This is a genomic window from Peribacillus sp. ACCC06369 (genome assembly GCF_030348945.1).
In the GTDB taxonomy this organism is placed as follows: Bacteria; Bacillota; Bacilli; order Bacillales; family DSM-1321; genus Peribacillus.
This window is the reverse complement of record NZ_JAUCEN010000002.1, coordinates 357082-380486: the sequence shown is the minus strand read 5'-3', so window position 1 is coordinate 380486 and position 23405 is coordinate 357082. Positions and strand designations below refer to the sequence as shown.

The following is a 23405-nucleotide window of genomic DNA, read 5'->3' as shown; positions in this document are numbered from 1 at the left end:
GCGCATCCTTTCCATTTCCTGCTCGCTCATCAGGGCAATAGAGCTACGATCATCTGGAATACATTCTTAAGGAATTAAAAATGAACCAACTTCCTTTCTTTCTTAATTATGCTAAAATGGATGCAATCCACTCAAAGATATAAGAGGTACTGATCATGTATAAAAGATTCTTCATTTTGATTTTCGCAGTTGCCCTTCTTTTAGGGCTTCTTAAAACGATTATGGATATGTAGCAAAAAAAAAGCCCAATTCCTGACATATGCCAGAAATCGGGCTTTTTTCATTTTCGTTTAACCTCACCATTCAGCTTCCCCATTTTCGGAATAAGGATAAAAAACAAACAACCGACCAAAAGTGCCAAAACAATTCCGAGCAATATCGTCAGGTCAAAATTAAGGGTAGGCTCCGTTTCTTCTTCACTTCTCGTTCGAATGCTGACTTCCGAGAATAATCCAAGCTGTTCTGCTTTTGAAGCGATGGTATTATTTTGATTCTCCGTTACCGGAGACAGAAACAGTGAGTCCTTCACCGAGTCAATGACATCATATTTACCTCTTTCAAAAGTAAGGTCTTTTAGTTCTTCAGGCAGTTCTTGCTTCTGTTCCAACAATCCTTCCTCATGGAAATACTCCGTCTGAATATCAATATCCTTTTCTTGATACTCATTGGGCTCCACCATGGGTTCCTCTTCTGCCCCGGCATGCGCTGTATAGCTAAAGAACAGGATGAACAAGACTGGCATTACGAATTTACTCCACTTCATGGGCCATTTCTCTTCTTTCTGTCAGACGCTTCACTATATATGGAATGACCGTTCCGATAAGCGTCAGTACAATCAAGATGATGATAGCCGGAATGAATGCAGACTGATTACCGAATTGAATGGACATGTATACGTCTGCAACAGGGTGTTCAACATTGAAATTCGGCATGATTAAATCCAATAATGGAATGGTAAAGAAACTGATCAAACCAATCACAAGGATAGCACCGACAAACGGACCAATTGAGAAGGCAAGTCGTGTAAACGCTGAACAGAAGAATAAAAGCAGGACAGTGAAAACAGTCCATTTAATCTCCTGCATATCTCCCAGTGGATAAATCTTCAAACCATATATGCTGATTATTAAACCTACGATCAGATTCAATAAGGTAAACAAGGCCACATGGACCATCATTGGAATGGTTTCATAATGATGCATGAAGAAACCGATCAATAACCCAGAAATGAGTATGATCACCAACATGACGATTGGCGGGATATTAACCTTTTCCTGATGAAGGACTTCACCGCTTATTTGAACGGGATTCGCTAAATATTCATACACATACCCGTTCTGCTGATCATCGACCAGAGTGTTATTCAAGACACTATATACGTCTGTCTTGATTTTTACGGTTGAGTCTACATTTTGGGACCAATTATCATTAAGCTGATCGGCCCTTTCCTGTACGGACCCCACTTTCGCTTGCAGGTCTGCTGTATCCTTCGTAACCGTGTCTTGTCGTTCCGCTACAGAGTTGACAAGGTCTGAAATGAAGCCGACAGTTGTTGCCGTATTGTCTTGAAGTGATACAAACATTTCGCCATCAAGGTTTACTGGCGGTTCCGTCTCTAATTCAGGAGCTTCCAAATGATCTGACAAATTGGCAGACACTCCTTGAGCCCTTTCGGTAATTGCCGCTAATTCAGCTAAAGTTGCTTTCTGCCCTGATTCGACGTTTGCATCATATTCCTGCATATAACCCATAATGGAGTCGGAGAACATTCCAAAGTCTTCATTAACTCCCGCTAAACTCGCCTTGACGAGCTTTGCTTCTTCATCTACGTTTCCGGAAACCCCATTTTTCAAGTTTTCCAATTCTTTTATATTGGCTGCAAATACCTTATCTACATTTGCTTCCGTGACTCTTTCAGCCAATTCACCATAAGATGAGAGCGAACCGTAATAGGCAAGGAGGGTAGTTGAATCCCGGTTAGTGATAGGATTATCAAAGGCCTTCACCAACATTGCCCGCCTTTCTCCCCCCACTTTTTCAAGGAGTGACTGTTCGAGATTCTTGATCTCTGCGATGGCCTCGTCGATTGTCATACTCTGGATGTCCTGTAATTTTTGAATATCTTCCTGTGACTTTTTCCATTGGTCACCTAAATCCTTATAATTCGTGCCGAGTTCATTATAATCAGTCTGTAATTGCGTAAACTGAGCGAGCAGATCACTATATGAATCTACCAGTGTATTAAACTCCGTAATCACTTGATTATAATTTCCCGTTCTGCCGTTCACTGTGCCGCTAAGATTATTGATTTCTGCTTGGAGTTCTGCCGTAAGAATGTTGATTTGTTCGGCAGTACCTTCACTTCCCTCTGCCGGCACCAAACTTTCAAGTGCCGTGTTGATGCCATTTATTTGATCCAGCAGTACCTGGAGTGATAGTTCATCAATCGGATCCTTCTTTGAAGGAGCAGCATCCGATTCACCTTTACCCGTTTCCGTTTCAATATCTTCTATAGAGGTCGTTCCTTCATCGATAATTTCCCCATCACCAGAGCTGCTTGCAAGATTTCCCCTTTGCATTAGTAAAGTAGACTGAAGGTTATCAAGACCCCCCTCTTCAGATTGTTTCAATTGTTCAATTGAGCTTTGTTGATCTTGGGTGATTTTCGTGATTTGTTCTACTTGTTTGTCTTTCATGCTTGTTGAAAACTGTTCCAATTCATTATTACTAGAATCAAGTTTCTGCTGCATGATTCCAACATTCTCACTAATGCCTTGATCATTAAGACTGAATTCCGTATTCATCCCTTGCTGAATCTCTGGTACAGATTGGTTCCCTTCATTCAACACCTTGTCATATGATTGAATACTCTCCTTGACAAGCTGCTGATTTTGGGTCGATGCCTTCTCAAAAAGGTTACTTTGAGCTTGTTGATACTCCTCAAAAGAAACAACATCCTTCACAAAGGAAGCCATTTGGGCCTTAGTGTCCCCGATTTCACCCATTGTTTCAGTACTCGTTTTCCCTGCATCCTTCGTCTGGGCAAAGACTCCTTCAAGCATGTCCTTATGCTGCTTGATTTCGCCAGCAAGGCTTTCCGAGCTTGGAGTATAAAACTCATACATCGTGTTTTGAAAAGCGATTTCTTTAGCTAGGACATTATCGAACTTCTTACGAATGTCCTCGACTGATTGGGAAACATAGCTCCAATACTGTGTGGAAATATGCTTATTCATTTTGCTCTTTGTCTTCTCTAATTCCTTTTGTACCTTTTCCATATTCTCTGCATTCAAACTAGGTTGTACCTTGTATTTCAACCCCGCCTTGACAGGCTGTTCATCATCGAACGTATAAATATTCTCTGAAAAATCGGATGGAAAATATATAACTGCATCATACTTTTCATTTGCAAGTCCACTTTCCGCCGTACTTCTATTAACCACAAACCACTCATATTCAGAATCCTTGTCCAATGTGGTAACAAGCTCTGAGCCCATGTAAATGGGTTTTTTGTTAAATTCAGTGCCATTATCTTCATTTACAATGGCGATTTCACGAGAAGCCGTTTCTGTCTTTTTCATTGGATTTTGGCCAATATAGGAAAAAAACAGGATTGGCAGCGCTAAGATCACCAGTATTTTACCGATTAATAGCATCGGTTTTATTTTTTCAGACACTCTCTTGCACTCTCCTTCTTTCTTCACTTAGTGGAATTTGGATTTTACTCTCCTGGCCATTCAGCACAAAGTATCCGTACCCCGGCTGTATTTCTTCTTCTTTTCTGGAATACGAGAGGGTGTACAAGCTTTGGTCCGATTTTTTAAGAAGCAAAACAGCCTGTCTGACTTGTTTCAGTTCGGTTGTCAACGAATCATACCCCTTGGTGAAGTCGTTGGCATTTCCAGCGACAATCACACTAAACCCGAGATGGCTGTACTGTTTCATCAAACCACTGATCCTATCCTGAATCCTGCCGTCGATCGTTTGTTGGATTCTTGAAATGCTATCTATGACAAACATGATCGTTGGGAATTCCAGTTGCTTCATCGGTTTCATTTCCAACGCCTCTAGATAACGTCGTTCACGTTCTTCAAATATTCCAGTGATATGATCAAGCCATTCGGTTATCTGATCTTTTGTTTCCACATAGCGTACCTTCTCCTCTAACGCATATGAAGATAGGCCACGATCAACTCCGTCAAATAAACCAATTTCCACAATCGTCTGTGTAAGCAACGATTCCAAGAGCACTTTAAGGACATGGGTTTTCCCTTTACGTGACTGTCCTACGACAAGCAGGAATGGATTGGAATTCAACTCCACGAAAACAGGTGTAACGCTTTCCTCAGAAAGCCCGATTGGAATGGAATCCTTCTTAATGGCTTGTGAGCAGTAACTCTTGAAGCTGCTGGAATCAAGTCGCGTCGGTAACATCGGAATCGCCGGCGGTTTGGCTATTTCCTTATATTTAACCTTATGTTCTGCCACCGCTTGTTTCATTTCTTCCAAAACGGCTATATCATCCGCTCCATCAGCTGGTAAATAAACCTGTGTGAGATAGGTTTGGTCCTTTTTCACCAACGCCCTACCCGGAACAGGTTCATTTTCATAAGGGGTCCTCCCCAAAACTGAATATTGCTCCGAACTGTCCATTAAGTAATGGACGACCTTCGTCTTAAGACTATTCATTAACGGCTGGCGAATCGCATTGATTCTCGTTGCGGTTAAAATCATGAATATTCCAAGTGATTGTCCATCCCGTGCAAACTGAACGAATTGCGCTTCCTGGTCTTGCATCTCATCCTTCACTAAGTCAAAATTGTCGACCACGATATAAATAATCGGCAATTTATCTTCCACTAATGCATTATAAAGCTTTATGTTACTAAGCTCCTTTTCTGAAAAAAGCTGCTTACGCCTTTCCATCTCCGACTTCATGAATAACATGAATTTTTCAATTTTCCTTAACTCATCGAACCTAAAGTATTCCCCAGTATGAGGCAGCTGGCGTATTGGCAGTAAAGCGCTATTCCCGAAATCGAAAATATAATAATGCAGTTCTTCAGGACTGAATTGATCTGCAAAACTAAAGAGAAGTGTCAAAACGGTGGTTGACTTGCCGTATCCGGAAGAACCAAAAACCCCAACATTCCCATCTTCAATCCAGTTATAGACATAATTTGTCTGGCTCTGCAATTCGGGCTCATCCTTCATTCCTAGGTGGAATTGATTGCTCGCCAAGCTTCTTTCAGCGTTTCTCGATAAACGATCTGAAAGAGGCGGTAGCCATGGGCTTGCCAACTTCTTAATCTCCATTTCTTCCTGTGTCGCCACAATTCGATCCGCCACGGCTTCAATTTCACTAATCTTTTCTTTCCTCTTATTAGTGATCTGTTCCGATACATTTGAGATTTGAACAAGACCAAGGTCTGTGACAAGTGCCACTTCATCCTCAGATCCAACCGTATCCTCTAAATAGGGTGCACCGCTCCATGCAGACTGGAACAATTCATAAACCTCGTTATTTCCCACCTGCAAATATCCCCGTCCGGTGACAGTAATATTTGCCGCATCGCTATTTTTAAGAATTTCCTTACTATCATTGGCATCCTGCACTTTTAAGGAAATTTTAAAACGGGCATTACTCCAAATCTGGTTATCGATAACACCGCCAGGCTTTTGTGTAGCAAGAATTAAATGAACACCCAAGCTCCGTCCAATTCTTGCCGTACTCACTAATTCCCTGATGAAATCGGGTTCTTCGTTTTTAAGTTCCGCAAACTCATCTGATATCAAAAATAAATGCGGTAACGGTTCATCCGCTTTGCCTTCTTTGTATAAATCCGTGTAATCGTTGATATGGTTGACTTCATATCGATCAAACATGCGCTGACGTTTCTTCAATTCACTATTAATGGAGGCCAGTGCCCTGGCACTGAAGTTCTTGCTTCCTTCGATATTCGTAATGACTCCCAGCAGATGCGGAATCTGTCTGAATGGCTGCGCCATTCCCCCACCTTTATAATCAATGAGCAAAAAGGCAACTTCATGCGGATGATAATGAACGGCTAATGATAGGATGTAAGTTTGCAGTAATTCACTTTTCCCCGATCCTGTCGTACCAGCAACCAATCCATGGGGGCCATGCGCCTTTTCATGCAAGTTCAATTCAACCCTATCCGTTTTCCCTTTCAATCCAATCGGTACTGCCAGGGATTTGGAAGACTGATTGGTCTGCCAGTTTTGGCTGATAGGTAGATCTTCCACTTCACGAGCTTTCAATAACTCCAGAAATGAAACCGTTTCTGGTATTGAATTGTTCATCCCCTTTTGATGATCCAGTGAACGCAGCGTACGTGCATAACGCTCATTACCTTCTTTTGTATGTGTATCAAGTGTAAAAGGGGTATGAACAGCCTTCGTTTGTTGGATGAGAATCTCACCATCGCGATCATTTATATACTTAACAAGCGTATGGACATTTTCCGTCAAACTCTCTTTTGCATCCGCAGCAAAAATCGTCGAGATACCTAAATCTTCTGTTTTACCCTCTAAATATTCCAATATGACATGCTCTGCAATTAAATTGCGATCCGTGACAATAAAGACAAAATGGGGAGTGAATCTTACTTTCCCTTTGTTCTCATCCAAATCTCTTTCCCTCAATAGCTGATAAATCGAAGTAAGTAGCTGGTCGCGTGATTGCTCATTGTATATAAGGCCTTTTGCATAGGCATGCGGCAATTGAAAATGAGGGAGCCATTTCATCCATTCCCATTCTTGGTAATCCTTTTCCGGAAAAATGGCCACAAATCGTACATCATGATAACTATGAAAAAAGGCCAGTTGCCCAATCAATTGTTGCAACTCACGTTTAACAATCGATTCCTTTCCAACCAGACCCATCGATCCGCTTGATAAATCAATGGATAACGGAAGATCATCCAGGTTTTTGTATACCTCCACAAGTTCCTGCGACTGCTCAAGTAAATCATCTATATCACGATTGGACATATCGTTACTATTAACCGACACCTCATAACTTGAGGGTATGGCCGCCGTTCCTATCTTAAAGTGGAGAGCGTCTTCACTATCCACTGTTCGCTCCCAAATACGGTCGCTGATACTATCGGTCAGATGCTTCATCCTTTCAAAAGAAGGGTAATGATACAACAGCACATTCTTTTGCCTTTCAGACAGCTCTTGCAGTTCTTCCCTCTTCTGCTCTAGATACCTGGTATAAACGCGTTGACGTTTTTCTTCTCTGAATTTTTGCTTCTTTTTGTCTTTAAAGTATTGTACCGTCGAGGTAACTAAAGTCGTTGTGAACATCACGATCGATATGATGATGAAAATGCCCCGAGGTTGAATGATCGTGATGACCCCCATGACAATAAGCATCATTAACGGTGGCATAAGGATTAGCCATAACCCTCTATTATTATCTTCCGATTCTTGGCTCGGAAATGATATCGTCACTTTCTCATCCGGCAATTCATAGATCATCCTTGGTGTACGGCGATATTGTGGATAGCTTTTCTTCATTTCAGAGATTGGCTTCTTCATTTTAGATAAAGATGTTTCATAACTCTCGGCACTATGAATCATCAATAAGTCGCCTTCAATCAACCTCAGCACCATATTTGGCCAGCAAATCAGATCGCCATTTTGAACGGGAACAGCCTTCGTTACCTTTTCACCATTCAGGAAAATCCCGCTATTTTCCTTTGGCACGAGAAGCCATTGCCCTTTATGAAGCACAAAGGAAAAGCCATTGCCGGAAACGGGTCCTTCTTTACGGAAAGTCGCTCCCAGCTTGGCTGATATAGTGATTTCTTTCAAATTGCCAATATAATAGAGGCTTTCTTCCAATTCCCCTGCCGTATAAAAAATCTCGATCGTTTCTTCTCCTTCATGAAAGGTGAAGCTTTGAAACGGCTTTACATCGCCAAGCTTCTTTTCCTCTCTAAACACCTCAAACTCATCAAGCCCATTTTGCTTTCTCAGCTTGATAGGTCCATGTTCAAAGGGAACGGAATAGACGGTGATCGTATCCTGCTTTGATGGGCCAATCGTGATCGGACCTTTATGATCATCCTTGATCGTGAAGGACTGATAGGTCCCCTTAGAATAAATCCATAATAAACTCATTAAATCTCACCTCCGCAAAAGGCCAAATGCTCACTCTTTGCTTTTCTCTTTTTCTTCAGATGATTTTTTCGAGGAATCCTTACTTTCTTCTTTTTCTCCAGAAGCAGGCTCCTTTTCCTCTACTTCTTTTACAGCAGGTTTTGCTTCAGCTTCACCTTGATCATTGGACTCTGTTGCAGGCTGGTTTTGATCTTGCTGTTCCTCCATTTGCTTTTGCAATTCCTTTATTTCCTTTTCATATTGGGACAACTCTGTATCGATTTCTTTAATTTGCGTTTCCTTTTCTTCCCCTGAAAGGTTATCGTCTAGCTTAATCTGTTCTTTCTGATTTAACAGACCATATGTAATCAATTCGCGATCCTCCATGATTCTCGCCAAATCGATCGCGTCCTCGTTCATGCCCCTGCCTATATAAATCCAATATAGAAGATACTGACTATCCGTTTGCAAAGTGATTGCATTTTCTACATTCTTCTTCCTGACATCATCTAACGGCTCATAAGTGACATAGGCCATAGCCAGTTCATATTGAACGACATACGGCATATTTTTTGGATCGTAGTTTTCCAAACGGTCAATGACTTCACTGTATTTTTGTTTTAAGAAGCTTTCACCGCTTTCTACATATGCCTCCTGCCTAGGTTGGGAGAAGAATAGTGTGTAAATCGTAAACAACAGCAGTGGCACTAGAACGATCATCGTACCCCAAAGTGTATAACGGCCCGTTTTCCATTTCTTTTCAGGGATATGTACAAATGCTTTTTCTTCCTTCTCTAATGCTTCTATCCGATTTTGAATGACCTTGGAAAGTTCATCCCAAGTCCCCGATGCCAGTATACTTTGTGATTCGTTCGATAGTTTTAGTGTTTTATGGTAAAGCAAATACTCTTCGAATGTATACTGCCCATCCACAAGTGCAGAAATCGTTGCCTTCGTTTCTTTAAATAGCTCATCTTGATTATGTTCATAAGGAGGCAAACTGTCTTTTACACCATAATGCAGGAAATATGGGGCCAAGCTTGAATCAAAAACGATATTTTCTGGACAGACGACTAGTTGCAGCCGAGTCAATTCATGATTTCTGATTTTCTTCACGATTTGATAGGACGATACCCATCGACCTATCAGATTTTTATCTTTAGCTTTGGAAAAAACAAAAAAAGAGGCTGGTGGATTTACTCTGATCTGCACCTCGTCCTCTGTCACTTCTATATGTTTCTGGAGAGCATCATCGGCTTCATGAATAAGCTGTAATTCCAATGGATCTTGCATCGACAGTTTTGCCCGTTGGAAATCGAACGAATACCCATTATCACCCTTCACAATTGCAGCTTCTGTTTTTTTCTCCAGATATGAAGATTTTTTCTCATCCATTCTATGTACTCCTTTACCCCTGCTAAAGGGCTTTAGACTTTATTCCTATAACGAGCCCACACTTAATCCATTAGAGGATCTCAAGGCGGTCCCCCGTCGTAATTCCGCTATCAAGCAGGGTATCATAACCTGAACATACAAACTCCTTATTCTGGACCCGCACCCAATAGCCATCTTTAGGTGCACTGGCAATATCCTTTACCTGCCATACAATTTCCACAACCTTCTTGATGGAGCGGTAATTCGACACTTGCAAGTCAAATACTTCCCCTGTGTACCTGTTTAAATCGATCGTAAGTTGAATATATATGGAAACCACCTCTTTAAAAGCAAAAAGCACCACGATCTTCATTAAGAGTCGCGGCGCTTTTTCCTAGAAAATTCTTTATCTCTTTGACTATTGATTATCCGCGAATTTGACTAGCAATCTGATTATCTGTGTCTTCAAGGATTTGAGCTGATTTATTCAATTGTTGAGAAACTTCATTCAACAAACGAGCCATGTCCATGAATGAAGGCTTCAATTCTTCGTACTGCCCGACGAAAGCCTCACTGGAAGAACCTTCCCAAATACCAGTTAAATGATCTCTCATTCTATCTAAACGACCAATCATATCCGTTACCTGTTGGCTTTCATTATCATATTGCCTAGCTACATCTTTCAGTTCTGAAGGTGTTACGCGAATTTGTGACATAGAAAAACTCCTCCTTATATCTTATATAGTACATTTTAATGGAACCATACATTTTCTGCCATATAAATAAGTGCAAAGTCGAAAAATGGGAAATTATGATTATGTAAAAAAACCTATATATGGCATTATGAAAGTCTATGTACCTGTTTTCCCAAGTAATTAAACCTTTTTTTGAATTAATTTTAAATATTTTACTTTTCATGGAAAAAAAGTTCTTTATACCCAATTTTCCTGATCCATTACTCAAACAACTGATTTTCATCGGTGACTTTAGAATCTTTTCCATTAAACATTAATCAAACGTTTGATTAATTTTCGAAATATCCAGCGTTTCCATACAGTTTGTCTTTATAATCGAAATATTTTCCAAACCATTCAAAAGGGACATCCGAATGGACGGAGGTCTTTTTTTGGCCTGACCCGGCTTTTTTCCGCCTACCTCCTACTTACTTCAGCTATGCTTCCGCAGCAGGAGTACGTCATATTGCCAGAATCGAATTCAAAGGAAACAGTCTGTCTCTTCCCAAAGGTTTTTGGAAAAGTGATAGCATTTATACCAAATACATGGATTTCAACTCCGTTGTTTAGTTAATGGAAATCCTGATCAAGCCCTCATATAACCCGTTCCAAAAAGTGTTTCACAAACCGATCCGCTTCCACTTTCGTACAGACACGGATTCCAGGTTCGCTATCTTGTTGACCGATTGTCCTGCCTGTTTCTTCACCTTCGGTCATCACCTTGACGTTCATCCATTCCGTACTCACAAAACTTGAATCAATCGCAACCCCGACAGCAAGAGGATCATGAAGTGCACAACCGCCCAAACCTGGATGGGAGTTTTCATATGCTTTCATATAATAATCGGTCATTTCCGCTAAAAATTTGGCGCTTTCCTTTCCAGTGGCACGCCAATCATCAAGCTTCGATTTCAGTAGGTATGTTTGCAGTGTCACATCAAGCCCCACTAGGGTGATTGGCAGCCCTGAAGCAAATACCTGATCAGCTGCCTCAGGATCTGATATTATGTTCGCTTCAGCATAGGGCGTTACATTTCCTGGTACGTATACGGCACCGCCCATAATAACGACCTCTTTTACCAAGGTCATGATCGTTGGGGCTTTTTTAATCGCCAATGCGATGTTAGTCAGTGGACCAACTGCAATAATTGTAATTTCATGCGGTCGGCTCTTCACTTGATCGATAATGAAATCTACTGCATTTCCTTGTGAAGCTTTGATACTTGGTTCAAACTGAAGGGTATTTCCTAACCCGTCTTCCCCATGAACATGCTTCGGATATTTCTTCTTCCTTCCGCGCACCAAAGTTTGGTCAGCACCTTCAAAAACCGGAATGCGCCTATTTAATTTCTCCAAAACGGCAAGTGTATTGCGGGTCGATTCAACAACGGGCACGTTACCAAAGCAAGTCGTGAATCCGAGCACTTCCAATTCTGGGGAATTTAAAGCATACGCCATCGCCATGGCATCATCAATTCCAGTATCAACATCGAATATGATTGGTTTCAATATTTCCACACCTTCCAAAATCACTTTTCGAGAGCTCTTTCAATGCCTCTCTTTTCTTTTTCTTATGTATCATGAAACACTGTTTTCCAACTGAATTTTAACATTCAATTATAGGCACTTCCACAGAAAGTTAGGAATACTCATAATTTGCAAACAAATGACAATGCCCGCTGGTTCTTGTATCTACCAGTAAAAATAGTTGACCACTCATAAATATCAATGATATAAAAAGTGAAAAGAAGAAGTTGTATCTTAGTAGCGCCCTAATTCCTTTTCAACTTGTTCAATGCTATTACGTCTACTCCAAAGGTAGTTATGAATGCATGCGTTACGAATTTATGATATCCAAGGTGGAAAAAGGATGAAAATGTTTAAGTTGATTGTAGATGATCCTTCTGCGTATAAAAAGGGAACAAAATTCTTTTTAATATCACATTCAGAATTCATAGGTGTGAAAAGTTATGTATTACTAGCTGAAGATTTGAAAGGAAAGATCGAAGTAACGGAAGAGGAATTGAGGAGTAAGTTCGTTTCCATACATTGATCCTCAGTTTTAAAACCCCAGCTGTCCAATATAACTGAAAAAACGCGGGAATTTCATTTCTGAAATTCCCGCGTTTTTCTTATTTTAAGTCTTCAACCGAATCAATATCGACGTAATCCGGTACGACCAGACCATTCTTTGTTCCTTTTAAGTTTGGTCCAAGGTCAACCATTTCAGCTTTATACTTATTATAGTATTCAAGATGTGTTCCCGGGAGCCATGCGGCCACCATGGCGTCCGCACTTCCGTTTGCAACGCCGGCAAACATTGGTCCCACTTCAACCTGACTTAATGTTACATCATAACCATTCTGCTCCAGAACCTTGCCAATCACATTTGTGCTGGCAATTTCAGTGTCCCATGCAACATAAACCAGTTTGATTTTTTCACCATTTCCTGATTCAGCACCTTTGGTCCATTTGGATACTTTGTCCTGATTTTCCTTTATCCATTTTTCTGCTGCTTCTGAAGGAGACATCCCTTCAGCAACTTGGACCATTACATTTTCCATATCTTTAGTATCCCAGAAGAATTGATCAAGGATTTTATAAGCGCCAGGGGCATCCTGTTCAAGGCCTTTTCTGGCAATCGAATTAATATTTTCAGCCCCGCCAAAGGATTCATTCGGATCTTCGAGATATTTCAAGTCATATTTCGAGAACATCCAATGCGGTGACCATCCTGTAACGACGATTGGTTCTTTTTTATCAATCGCTTTTTTCAATTCAGCAACCATTGCCGCCGAAGACCCTTCAACCAACTTCCAATCATCCAGCTTATAATCATCTATAGCCGTTTTAGTCAACTTCATCAATCCTGCTCCAGGTTCAATTCCGATGATTTCATAATCGGTTTTGGCAGCAAAACTATTTTTATCCCCGTTCACAGCCGTATCTTTTGTAAAAGCACTGAATAGTGCAGTACCTACAACGAGTAACGCCAATATTGTAAAAATGATTTTTCTGCTAATGATATGCTCGTAAGCTGGCTTACGTAGGTTTTGCGTGATACGATCGAGAATGATTGCAATGATTACGATGGATAAACCTGCTTCAAATCCTTGCCCAACATTTATTTGGCTGACAGCCCGGTAGACATCCGCCCCAAGTCCGGGTGCTCCAACCAATGAAGCTGTAACTACCATGGATAGCGCCAGCATGATGCTTTGGTTAACTCCTGCCATAATCGTTGGAGTAGCCAATGGTATTTGTACCTTGAATAACTTTTGGCTGCTGGTTGAACCAAAAGCATCCGATGCTTCGATCAGATCATTAGGCACTTCTTGAATCCCAAGATTGGTCATACGGATTGTCGGTGCGATTGCGAAAATAAATGACGCAATGATTCCCGGTACTACCCCTATTCCAAAGAATAAGATCGAAGGAATCAAATAAACGAATGCAGGCATTGTTTGCATGAAGTCCAAGATCGGGGTAACGATCTTACGCACCGTGTTATTTTGGGCACACCATATTCCGATCGGTATCCCGATCACTATCGTTAAGACTCCTGACAATATAACGATTGCCAGTGTTTGGATGCTTGATTCCCAATAACCAAGATTATCAATCAATAGTAAGCTAATGAATGTAAATATCCCTAAGGGCCATCTGCTTGTATAGGTAACCAGAAGGGTAAGGACTATAATTAACAAGATGGAAGGTCCAGCACTCATTACATCGACCAGGATATCCAGTAGTCCCTCGATCACATTCGTAATAAGTGTAAATAATCCAGCAAATACAATAGTTATCCAATCCACTAAAGAATCAACCCAAGCTCCTAGTGGGATTTTCGGCATATTCATTGAATTATTCACTCTCCATTTCATTCAAGGAATCTTTATTTCCGGCCAAAGCGCCGATAACGGCACCGCGAAGCAGAATTCCTTTAATTCTATTCTGATCATCAATGACTGAGATTGGCAAACTTGAAGTCGCCATCACATCCATGAGGTTTCCAAGTAATTCATCCTCTTTTACAGTGGGGATATCGGTTGACATCACTTCAGATATCGATTGGTTATTGCTCATTGCCTGACGAGCCTGTTCAGCGGTCACGGCCCCCAATAACTTCTGCTTTCTATCCACAACAAAAATGCTGGAATACCCTTGTTTGCGCATGATTTCCAAGGCAACCCTCGGACCTCTGTCCACCGCGATCTTCTCTGGGCGTATCATCACATGAGATGCTGTCAAAACTTTTGATAGATCAACATCTTCCACAAACTTCTCGACGAATTCATTGGCTGGATTCATCATGATTTGTTCAGGAGTTCCCAATTGAATGACACTTCCATCTTTCATAAGGGCAATTCTATCCCCGATTCTTAATGCTTCATCAAGATCATGGGTAATGAAAATGATCGTTTTTTTGTACTGATCTTGGATTTGAATCAGTTCATCCTGCATATCCTTACGAATCAATGGATCAAGGGCACTGAAGGCTTCATCCATCAATAGGATATCCGTATCACTTGCGAGTGCCCGGGCTAACCCAACCCTTTGCTGCATACCACCACTAAGCTGTGATGGCAGCTGATTTTCGTAGCCTTTTAATCCAACAGCCTCAAGAGCCTTCATCGCATTTTCATGACGTTTTGCTGGATCCACTTTTTGAATTTCGAGCCCAAATTCAGCGTTTTCCAATATCGTTTTATGCGGAAATAAAGCAAAGTTCTGAAAGACCATGCTTATTTTCTTTTGTCTGACTTCCCTTAACCGGGCAGCGTTCATCTTCACGATATCTTCATCATCAATTAAGATTTCACCCAAAGTGGGATCGATCAAACGATTGAACATGCGGATCAAAGTGGATTTCCCGCTTCCTGATAGGCCCATGATGACAAAAATCTCGCCGGGATAAATCTCGAAATTAACATTATTCACTCCGACCGTTTGTCCCGTTTCTTTCAAGATTTCTTTTTTCGTCTTGCCTTGCTTCAATAAGTCTGTTGCTGCTTTTGGAGATTTGCCAAAAATTTTCGAGACATTTCTGACTTCTACATACGGCTTCATCAAGTCACCTCATTCTAATAGTTGCCCATATGATATTCAGTTTTGCTGAATTCCCCCGTTTTATGCGAGTGATGATTATTAATCCACAAGTATCTTGAAATAACCGACATTAACAAAGCTATTCTACCCCATTACTTTTTCTTCAAAAAAGCGGAAGTGACACTTATTCAGTGGCACAGGGCATAACGTGCATAGAAAAATAATCTATATTTATTATTCCCAAGAAGCATTTCTTTACTTGGATTATTTTTGTGTGATAAATTGAGCATTTCAAGTAGGAAAAAAGAGGTGCAATCACAACTGAGGAAACTAGCAGGCACAACATATACCAACTGTAATATAAACGATTTCCACTTAGAGTTTTGTCCAGATGGTGGACTTACGACTACCCTCTAAAGTACTTCATTTCCTTAACCAGGTGGAATGATACTTGCAGTGCAGTATAACACCAAAACGCATAGAAATATGATTATGGGATTCCCAATGTGTCTAATTTGAGCTTTGCAGGGAAAAGAGGTGCAATACAACTGAGGAAACTAACAGGCACAGCATATACCAACTGAAATATAATGGTTTTTTATTTTAGAGTTTTGTTCAGTCTCAACATACGGACTGAACCTCAATCCCTAAAGTACTTCATTACCTTAACAAAGAATGAATATAAGTTCAAATGATGTGGGACGGAATTCTTGCCTAAAAAGCCCATTTACGCCATCAATTCTTAAGGTTCCTGAAGACTCTAAAAACCTTGATATACCAACACTTTGGCTTCCTATAATCATAAACGCCCATCATCAGCCACAAATTTTTTTCAGTTTTTTTATAATCCAAAATGATCCAAAAAACGGAAAAAGCGATTTTCTGTCATAAATAACGGGTAAATTTAAGCGGTTCCGGATCTGGCAAGATTGGAATTTTACACTTTTTTTATAGGTTATGTTTTATGCAGACATACATGGAAATGTGTCACATATACAGAAAAAAAACCTTGAAACAACTAACTCATTTCAAGGTTAATGCATATTATCGATACATACTAATTGGCATTCCTATGTTCATCAAAATCAATTTGACATTCCTCTAGCGGAGTTACTTTTGTTTTCTTAATGAACTTATATCCAAGCCACATTACCAGAAAGAATGGGATGCCAAGATAGGCTGCGAACACACTAGCCCAGTTAATGTCATCGCCAATAAAGGCCTGATAGTTTTGCGCCAATAAAACGAAAAAACAAAGAGCAAAGGAAAATATCGGTCCGAAAGGAAACCATTTTGACTTATAGGGAAGATCGTCCAGTGAATACCCTTGAGCAATATAGGCTTTTCTAAACCGGTAATGGCTTGCCGCTATTCCCAACCAAAATATAAATCCAGTGACTCCAACTGCATTCATCAGCCAAATATAAATGACCCCATCACCGAAAATGGAAGCAAAAAATGCCAACATCCCTACAAGTGAGGTCACAACCAGTCCCCAAATGGGAACGCCGCGCTTGTTGAGCTTTCCAAAAATACGCGGTGCCAATCCTTCGTGTGCCATTGAGTACAACATTCGGCTTGTCACGTAAAGGCTCGAATTACCAGCGGATAATACGGCCGTTAAAATGATAGCATTCATCACGGAAGCAGCAAATGCCAGTCCCACTTTTTCAAACACCATCGTAAATGGGCTGACCATGATCGTGTGTCCCTGCAGACTGCCATTCGTATAAGGAACGATCAATCCAATAACAAGTATCGCCAGGATGTAAAAAAGGAAAATCCTCCAAAAGATACTGCGAACTGCACGAGGTACATTTTTTGCCGGGTCTTCACTTTCACCGGCTGCCACACCTACTATTTCCGTACCTTGAAAAGAAAAACCAGCAGCAATGAAAATACCCAATGTTGCCAAAAAACCACCGGCAAAAGGAGCTTCACCAACTGTGAAATTTTTAAAACCAATCGCCTCTCCGTTCATAATCCCGAATATCATCAAAATACCGACGACGATAAAAATGATGATGGTCGCCACTTTAATGAGTGAAAACCAATATTCCCCTTCTCCATACCCTTTAACAGATACGTAATTCAATAAGAATATCAAAACTAAAAACAAAGAACTCCATAAAAATGACGGACTGTTAGGAAACCAAAACTTCATTACCATTGTTGCGGCGGATAGTTCCGCGGCAAGAGTCATCGCCCACGTGAACCAATAGTTCCAACCAAGTGCAAACCCTAGAGCTGGATCGATGAAACGCGTAGCATAGGTACTGAAAGCCCCGCTGACTGGCATGAATGATGCAAGTTCTCCGAGACTTGTCATAATAAAATAAACCATTATACCAATTACGGTGTAAGCGACCAAAGCCCCGCCAGGTCCTGCAGAGTGAATGGCTGGCCCGCTTCCGAGGAAAAGCCCTGTTCCAATTGCACCGCCCAACGAAATCATCGTAAGGTGGCGCGCCTTTAGCTTTCTTTGTAAAGTATTTGACGGCTGGTTCTGTTCATTTTTAACAGGCAGTTGCAATTGCCGATTTTCCAAATTGGATTCCCCTCCAAAAATTCATATTTAATCTAGCACGAATAAGTAAAGTCGATCATTCCATCAATAGTTATTTCCTGCACTTATTACTATTTCAAGGTCATTTTCTCTATGCTGAGACCTTTTTTGGATTTCAGGGATCTATGTAGCATTTACGCAACTATGTTAGGCTTAAAAACCCAAGTGAAAGGGCTATAAGCCTAACGTTTATTGAAAAAGAATCACCGGGATTTATGTCGTAGGTAAACTCCTGTGAATAAATGAATTCCAATCAATTTGATGTAACCAGCTTGCCGTTGCTTCAATATCTTTTGAGAATATACGATCTTGGGTGATGCTTGGAATGAGTTTTCTTGCTTCCGTATAAAACTCTTTTGTAAATGGAGCCATTTTTTCTGTTCCACGGTATTCCACCGCCTGTAAGGCACAAATGAGCTCAATTGCCAAAACGCGGCGAACGTTTTGAATGATTTGATGGGCGTGGCGGGACCCGATCGTTCCCATGCTTACATGATCTTCCTGGTTCGCTGAAGATGGAATGGAATCAACACTTGCAGGATGTGCGAGTGTTTTATTCTCAGAGACGAGTGAAGCTGCACAATATTGCATGATCATCGCTCCCGACTGCAAGCCAGGTGACGGACTTAAGAATGGCGGTAAATCATTCAGCTGTGGATTGACGAGTCGCTCAATCCGGCGTTCTGAAATGTTCGCAAGCTCGGCAACAGCGATTTTCATGAAATCCATTGCAAAAGCAATCGGCTGGCCATGGAAGTTCCCCCCTGAAATAACCTTTTCCCCATCATCAAAGATTAGCGGATTATCCGTCGCTGCATTCATTTCGATTTCCAATTTTTCTTTAACATAATCAAGAGTTTGCCATGATGCACCATGTACTTGCGGGATGCAGCGGAGCGAATAAGCATCCTGTACCCGCAGTTCTCCTTGCTTGGTGATTAGCTGGCTGCCATTGATCATTCGACGGATCCGTTCCGCGACCTCTGTTTGCTGGCGGTAACCGCGTGCTAGATGAACATCCGCATCAAAGGCATCTTCAATGCCGCGTAACCCTTCCAACGTCAGGGAAGCAATCGCTTCAGTTTGATGGGCCAGCTGTTCAGCTTCAATGTAATTTACGAGGCCCATCCCCGTCATGGCCTGTGTACCGTTAATTAATGCAAGACCTTCTTTTGCTTTAAGTGTCACTGGAAGAATGCCTTCCTTCGATAAAGCTACGATGGCCTCCATTCGCTCTCCTTTATAAAACACTTCCCCTTCTCCCATCAATACTAGCGCCAAATGGGAAAGCGGCGCCAAGTCCCCACTTGCCCCAAGAGAACCTTGCTGAGGAATGACCGGATGGATATGGGCATTCAAAAGATCGATCAAACGTTCAATGACAACAGGACGGACGCCGGAAAACCCTTTTAATAGAGCATTGGCACGGAGAAGGACCATAGCTCTTGAAACCACCTCAGGAAACGGTTCCCCCACTCCGCATGCATGGGAATGAATCAAATTCCACTGTAGCTGCTCTGCATCCTCTGCATCAATCAAAACATCGCTGAACTTTCCAAAACCTGTTGTAATGCCATAAACGACCTTCTTTTGTTTCACGATATTTTCAACCGCTTCCCGGCTTTTTTCCACTTTCTTAACACTCTCGGCTGAAGCCGTGACAAATGCTTCCCCATACAATACTTTTTTCGCTTCTTCAATCGTTAAAGTTTGGCCCGTTAACATAATCATTTCCTGCACCCCTATTCTTTTTTAAACAAACAAAAGGAGGCCATATTGACAGACTTATCCAGTCTTCCAATACAGCCCCCTATTTCACTAAATAACTATAGGCTTTTAATTATTTAAATGTGGTTAATTCCCAATCCAACCGCTTCATGTTCAAATCCCCGAACCGGTGCTCCAATCGTTCCATACACGGCGACAGCAATCCATTCACCTTCGTCCCCGTTTTTAAACGGCCTGCCCCGAACGATTGCAAACCGAAGGCCTGCCGTCCTCAAAAGACCGCCAAGCTCGACTTGGCCGCGTGTCACTCCTTGGAGTGCTTCGATGATTGCATGATACAGCGCATGCATTTCACGATAAATGTCGGGATTGACCAATCCCAGCCTTTTCGCTGATGTCTCAATGGCCGCAACTATTTTCTGCAGCTCCATTGAACCGACTTTACCTTTTCCATAAAGCCAATTCATCCGCTTTAGATCAGTCGTTAATATGACTTCTTCCTCTTCTTCCGCAAACGCGTACATGATTGCATGGCGTCCGATTCTTCTGTCGAATTCCTTTGTCATGCAAGTACCTCTTTTACAATTTTCTAAATACACTAATAACTAAGTATCATTGTAAGCGGATACAAGCCATTCGGTCAACATATTTTTTAAAATACTTCTTTTAGAGGATGACTTATCACCCCCACTTCCAGCCTATCCATCGTACATGGTCATGAATATCCTTTGAAAATCATCAAAGATTCTCAAAAAGGCATATTCCCCTGATTGCAAAAAAAGCCCATCCTCCGTCAAGCTGGAAAATGTGCTTTTTCTAAACTTTTCTTTACCTCTCCTGAACTTCTTCACATATATTAAATGTTTTTCACGAGTAAGTAGATAAAATACGGCGCTCCTAAAATCGAAACGATAATTCCCACTGGCAATTCCATTGGGGCCATGATAACTCGTCCTAATGTATCGGCGGATAACAGCATAATGAACCTAAGATTGCAGTCAGTGGTAGCGAACAGCTGCCCGAAGGCTTGGATACGTTGATTGGAGAACGCGGAGTGAAATTATCAGGAGGGCAAAAACAGCGTGTCTCGATTGCTCGTATATTCCTGAAGAATCCTCCTATATTAATACTGGATGAAGCGACCTCCGCTCTGGACACCGAGACCGAACAGGCCGTTCAAAAAGCATTGGAACGACTTTCGATTAATCGGACTACACTTGTCATTGCACATAGATTAGCGACAATTAAACATGCCGATCGCATCATCGTTGTCCAAAATGGGGAAATCATCGAACAAGGTGCCCATGATAATTTACTCCATCAAGACGGAGCATATAAAAATCTGATTCTTGCCCAAACAGTATAATTCACTTTGTATAAAAGAAATCCTACAACGGTCAAGGCACCCTGCCAAAACCGATAACAAGAAAAACGGCCTCCCAAAATAAACGATGGGAGGCCTTCAGCTTTATAGAGATATAAATAAATCACTAACGGAATTCATAAGGTTATCGCCCTATCAGTAATTAACCATTCTCCCTCAGCAGAACTTTACAAACTTTTTTGATTTAGCACTTCGGCTTCATCCGCTGTTAATCAATTTATTCTTTTCCTCTTATTCATTCGTTTCCAATGCTTCATATATCGCAGTTACAACACTTCCATAGCTCCCTGTTTTGAAGAGATCGCCAAAAAACTGATTCGAATTGGCTACTGGGTTAACTAGCGGGGAATGCTTTTTATTTGTAAGTAAAACAATCCCTAAGTCTATTTCAGGATCAATGATCGTGACCGTCCCAGTCCATCCAGTATGTCCGTATGCACTGTCGCTCGCATAAGGACTGAACATCCACTTCATGCTGGCATCACCATATCGTCTCCATCCGAGTCCATAGGTAGGGTTCATCTCGGAGGGTGCGACGAATTCATCGATTGTGTCTTTATCAAACAACATATGTTTACCGTATCCCCCGCCATTCAGCATTACCTGCAGAAGGACAGCTAGATCGCTGGTAGTCGAGAAAAGACCTGCATGACCTGATACGCCTCCCATCGAATAAAAGGCTTTTTCATCATGAACTTCCCCTTGAAGCGTGTATTTGCGAATATTAGGGAAATCTATCACGCCATCCCGAGTGTTCCCAAGCAGTTCAGTTGCCGCAATATCCTTTGGCTTAAAGCCCTTTTGCAGAGGATTGAACTTTGTATCTTTCAAATTAAGCGGCTTGTACAATTTATTTTCAACATAGGCGTCAAGCTGCTGACCCGTGATTTTTTCAACAATGGCACCGAGCAGCATATAGTCGACATCACTGTATACATTCTGTGTTCCAGGTACATATGTCAGCGGTGTTTTGGATATGAACTCAATGGTCTTATCCCGATCCTGTGAATAAAGGTCTTTCGAAACCTTTGGATTATGGTATTGCGGATCTGGTTTAAACCCTGCTGTATGATGAAGAACATCGATTATCCTCAGGTTATCCTTCCCTTTGATCAAATCCGACTCCGTGTCTTTGAATTCAGGAATATATTGCTGAACTCTTGCATGGATATCAAGCTTGCCTTCACTGACTAATTTTTGAATGGCAAAATTAGTTGCATACATCTTCGTATTTGAAGCAAGGTCAAATAAAGTGTCTTTTTCCATTTTACGAAACTTCTTAAGAGGTATATGTTCATTAAATTTCTGTTTGTACCCGTAGCTTTCACTTTTAACGATCTTTCCATCCTTTATGACAATCAGGGCAGCACCAGGAAAACCGGCAGCCACTTCCATTTCAATAAGCTGATCCACCTTTTCCAGTTTTTCAGATGAAAAGCCCGCTTCTTCCGGTTTTTTAGCCTTCGTTAACACGGGGTACTGGCTAGCCTCCTTACTCTCAGTAACTTCCTGATTTGCATTTGCTTTAGCGTAAGATACAGGAGAAACAAGTAATGAGAGAGTCAGAATTGAACTTAGTGTGCAGCTTGTCCATATATTCATCATTTTCCCCCTATGAAATCGTACTTTAGAAAACAAGAAACGAACAACTTTACCTTTTAACCAATTGTCAAATCAATAGAATACTCTCATATTCTCATTCATTCGGACGAAATTCTTCCCTTTCACTCTTATATACACCAGGCTTCACAATCCTATAAAGCGAGAACCGTGTATCCGTTCCGGGGAGAAAAGTAGTAGCGATTGGGATAACTTTTGAAGAGCTAATTTATCAATTCTTTTTTCACCAAGTCAACCGTTGATAAAAGCAAATATTTTTCCAAAAATGGATAATGATTACTAATTATTCTCAATTTTCAGTATATATCACTTCAAACATAATTTCAATTTGATATCTATATTTTCAAAATTATATTTCAATTATTAGCATAAACCCTCTCAATTTCATTGTATGAGGAAAAGTCAATTATTGAAAAATAAAATCATTCGATTCTCACTTTAATATATGGGGATTCCGCCTTCATTCATCGTTAATTAAGTTCCAGATGATATTGATTTTCCCTCGTTCTCTCCTCAACTAAATCAAAGTATTTCTGTTCCTTTTGCTTCTCTTAGTATTATTCTACTTACGTATTTTCACTATCGAAGACTTTTATGACCGCTCTTTCCCCATGAACATTAGCTTGGGATCATTTGCACTGTTATGTAAGAGATTGTTGGATGACATTTATTGTGCTGTATAGCTAATACACATATATAGTGATGGACAATTGCTTTTAACTTCATTGCATAAGAAACGTAGAAGATAATAATACTATTTGAGAAATAAAGGAATTTTGCAGAAGATTTCACAGATTTTAGCTGCTGATATTAGGCAAGT

At 41.0% G+C, this 23405-nt stretch carries 14 protein-coding genes and 2 pseudogenes; 2 read left to right on the top strand and 14 right to left on the bottom strand.

Features of this window, described 5'->3' with window-relative positions:
- Positions 1-280: 280 nt before the first annotated feature.
- From essA to QUF78_RS02655, 7 genes are all read right to left on the bottom strand, one after another.
- Positions 281-763, bottom strand: coding sequence for a type VII secretion protein EssA (gene essA, locus QUF78_RS02685; protein WP_289318816.1), 483 nt, complete (start codon positions 761-763; stop codon positions 281-283).
- Entirely contained in the window at positions 750-3677 is a 2928-nt protein-coding gene (gene esaA / locus QUF78_RS02680) for a type VII secretion protein EsaA (protein ID WP_289323465.1), read from the bottom strand. Before esaA ends, essA begins: the two co-directional genes overlap by 14 nt.
- Positions 3670-8151 carry a type VII secretion protein EssC gene (essC, locus tag QUF78_RS02675; RefSeq protein WP_289323464.1) on the bottom strand — a complete coding sequence of 1494 codons (4482 nt, stop codon included), beginning with the start codon at positions 8149-8151 and terminating at the stop codon, positions 3670-3672. The genes esaA and essC overlap by 8 nt, the downstream gene beginning before the upstream one ends.
- A 30-nt stretch (positions 8152-8181) precedes the next feature.
- Entirely contained in the window at positions 8182-9525 is a 1344-nt protein-coding gene (gene essB / locus QUF78_RS02670; RefSeq protein ID WP_289323463.1) for a type VII secretion protein EssB, read from the bottom strand.
- Between the two features lie 70 nt (positions 9526-9595).
- Complete coding sequence (yukD, locus tag QUF78_RS02665; RefSeq protein ID WP_289318832.1) at positions 9596-9835, bottom strand: ESX secretion system protein YukD; 240 nt, start codon at positions 9833-9835, stop codon at positions 9596-9598.
- A gap of 94 nt (positions 9836-9929) precedes the next feature.
- The gene (locus tag QUF78_RS02660; protein ID WP_034306171.1) at positions 9930-10220 is read right to left on the bottom strand and encodes a WXG100 family type VII secretion target; all 291 of its coding nucleotides are present in this window, start codon (positions 10218-10220) and stop codon (positions 9930-9932) included.
- 612 nt (positions 10221-10832) lie between these two features.
- The gene (locus QUF78_RS02655) at positions 10833-11747 is read right to left on the bottom strand and encodes a nucleoside hydrolase (protein ID WP_289323462.1); all 915 of its coding nucleotides are present in this window, start codon (positions 11745-11747) and stop codon (positions 10833-10835) included.
- Positions 11748-12108: 361 nt separating this feature from the next.
- On the opposite strand from QUF78_RS02655, the gene QUF78_RS02650 reads away from it, so the two are divergent.
- Positions 12109-12291, top strand: coding sequence for a hypothetical protein (locus QUF78_RS02650; RefSeq protein WP_289318811.1), 183 nt, complete (start codon positions 12109-12111; stop codon positions 12289-12291).
- 79 nt (positions 12292-12370) lie between these two features.
- Here QUF78_RS02650 and QUF78_RS02645 read toward each other — a convergent pair whose 3' ends face one another.
- From QUF78_RS02645 to QUF78_RS02620, 6 genes and pseudogenes are all read right to left on the bottom strand, one after another.
- Positions 12371-14122 (bottom strand): glycine betaine ABC transporter substrate-binding protein, encoded by a 1752-nt coding sequence (locus QUF78_RS02645; protein WP_289323461.1) that lies wholly within the window; start codon positions 14120-14122, stop codon positions 12371-12373.
- Positions 14103-15308: a quaternary amine ABC transporter ATP-binding protein gene (locus QUF78_RS02640; protein WP_192207592.1), complete on the bottom strand. Its 1206-nt coding sequence runs from the start codon at positions 15306-15308 to the stop codon at positions 14103-14105. The genes QUF78_RS02645 and QUF78_RS02640 overlap by 20 nt, the downstream gene beginning before the upstream one ends.
- Positions 15309-16344: 1036 nt before the next feature.
- A complete protein-coding gene (locus QUF78_RS02635; RefSeq protein WP_289327213.1) occupies positions 16345-17742 on the bottom strand; it encodes an amino acid permease in 1398 nt (465 codons plus the stop codon).
- Between the two features lie 324 nt (positions 17743-18066).
- The gene (gene hutH / locus QUF78_RS02630) at positions 18067-19584 is read right to left on the bottom strand and encodes a histidine ammonia-lyase (protein WP_289323460.1); all 1518 of its coding nucleotides are present in this window, start codon (positions 19582-19584) and stop codon (positions 18067-18069) included.
- Between the two features lie 113 nt (positions 19585-19697).
- Positions 19698-20147, bottom strand: a complete 450-nt coding sequence (gene hutP / locus QUF78_RS02625) for a histidine utilization transcription antiterminator HutP (protein WP_289318801.1) — start codon at positions 20145-20147, stop codon at positions 19698-19700.
- A gap of 290 nt (positions 20148-20437) precedes the next feature.
- A pseudogene (locus tag QUF78_RS02620) lies at positions 20438-20571 on the bottom strand (iron chelate uptake ABC transporter family permease subunit); the annotation flags it as partial.
- Between the two features lie 28 nt (positions 20572-20599).
- Here QUF78_RS02620 and QUF78_RS02615 point away from each other — a divergent pair.
- Positions 20600-20947, top strand: a pseudogene (locus QUF78_RS02615) (ATP-binding cassette domain-containing protein); the annotation flags it as partial.
- 249 nt (positions 20948-21196) lie between these two features.
- Here QUF78_RS02615 and pbp4b read toward each other — a convergent pair.
- Entirely contained in the window at positions 21197-22567 is a 1371-nt protein-coding gene (gene pbp4b, locus QUF78_RS02610) for a penicillin binding protein PBP4B (RefSeq protein ID WP_289323459.1), read from the bottom strand.
- Positions 22568-23405: the final 838 nt, after the last annotated feature.

What these genes read in the sequence shown, in the direction of transcription:
- hutH (WP_289323460.1), bottom strand. Translation starts at nt 19,584, where the DNA reads ATGATTATGTTAACGGGCCAAACTTTAACGATTGAAGAAGCGAAAAAA.
- QUF78_RS02635 (WP_289327213.1), bottom strand. Translation starts at nt 17,742, where the DNA reads ATGATTTCGTTGGGCGGTGCAATTGGAACAGGGCTTTTCCTCGGAAGC.
- essC (WP_289323464.1), bottom strand. Translation starts at nt 8,151, where the DNA reads ATGAGTTTATTATGGATTTATTCTAAGGGGACCTATCAGTCCTTCACG.
- QUF78_RS02640 (WP_192207592.1), bottom strand. Translation starts at nt 15,308, where the DNA reads ATGAAGCCGTATGTAGAAGTCAGAAATGTCTCGAAAATTTTTGGCAAA.
- hutP (WP_289318801.1), bottom strand. Translation starts at nt 20,147, where the DNA reads ATGACAAAGGAATTCGACAGAAGAATCGGACGCCATGCAATCATGTAC.
- essB (WP_289323463.1), bottom strand. Translation starts at nt 9,525, where the DNA reads ATGGATGAGAAAAAATCTTCATATCTGGAGAAAAAAACAGAAGCTGCA.
- QUF78_RS02645 (WP_289323461.1), bottom strand. Translation starts at nt 14,122, where the DNA reads ATGAAATGGAGAGTGAATAATTCAATGAATATGCCGAAAATCCCACTA.
- pbp4b (WP_289323459.1), bottom strand. Translation starts at nt 22,567, where the DNA reads ATGAATATATGGACAAGCTGCACACTAAGTTCAATTCTGACTCTCTCA.
- QUF78_RS02660 (WP_034306171.1), bottom strand. Translation starts at nt 10,220, where the DNA reads ATGTCACAAATTCGCGTAACACCTTCAGAACTGAAAGATGTAGCTAGG.
- QUF78_RS02650 (WP_289318811.1), top strand. Translation starts at nt 12,109, where the DNA reads ATGAAAATGTTTAAGTTGATTGTAGATGATCCTTCTGCGTATAAAAAG.
- essA (WP_289318816.1), bottom strand. Translation starts at nt 763, where the DNA reads ATGAAGTGGAGTAAATTCGTAATGCCAGTCTTGTTCATCCTGTTCTTT.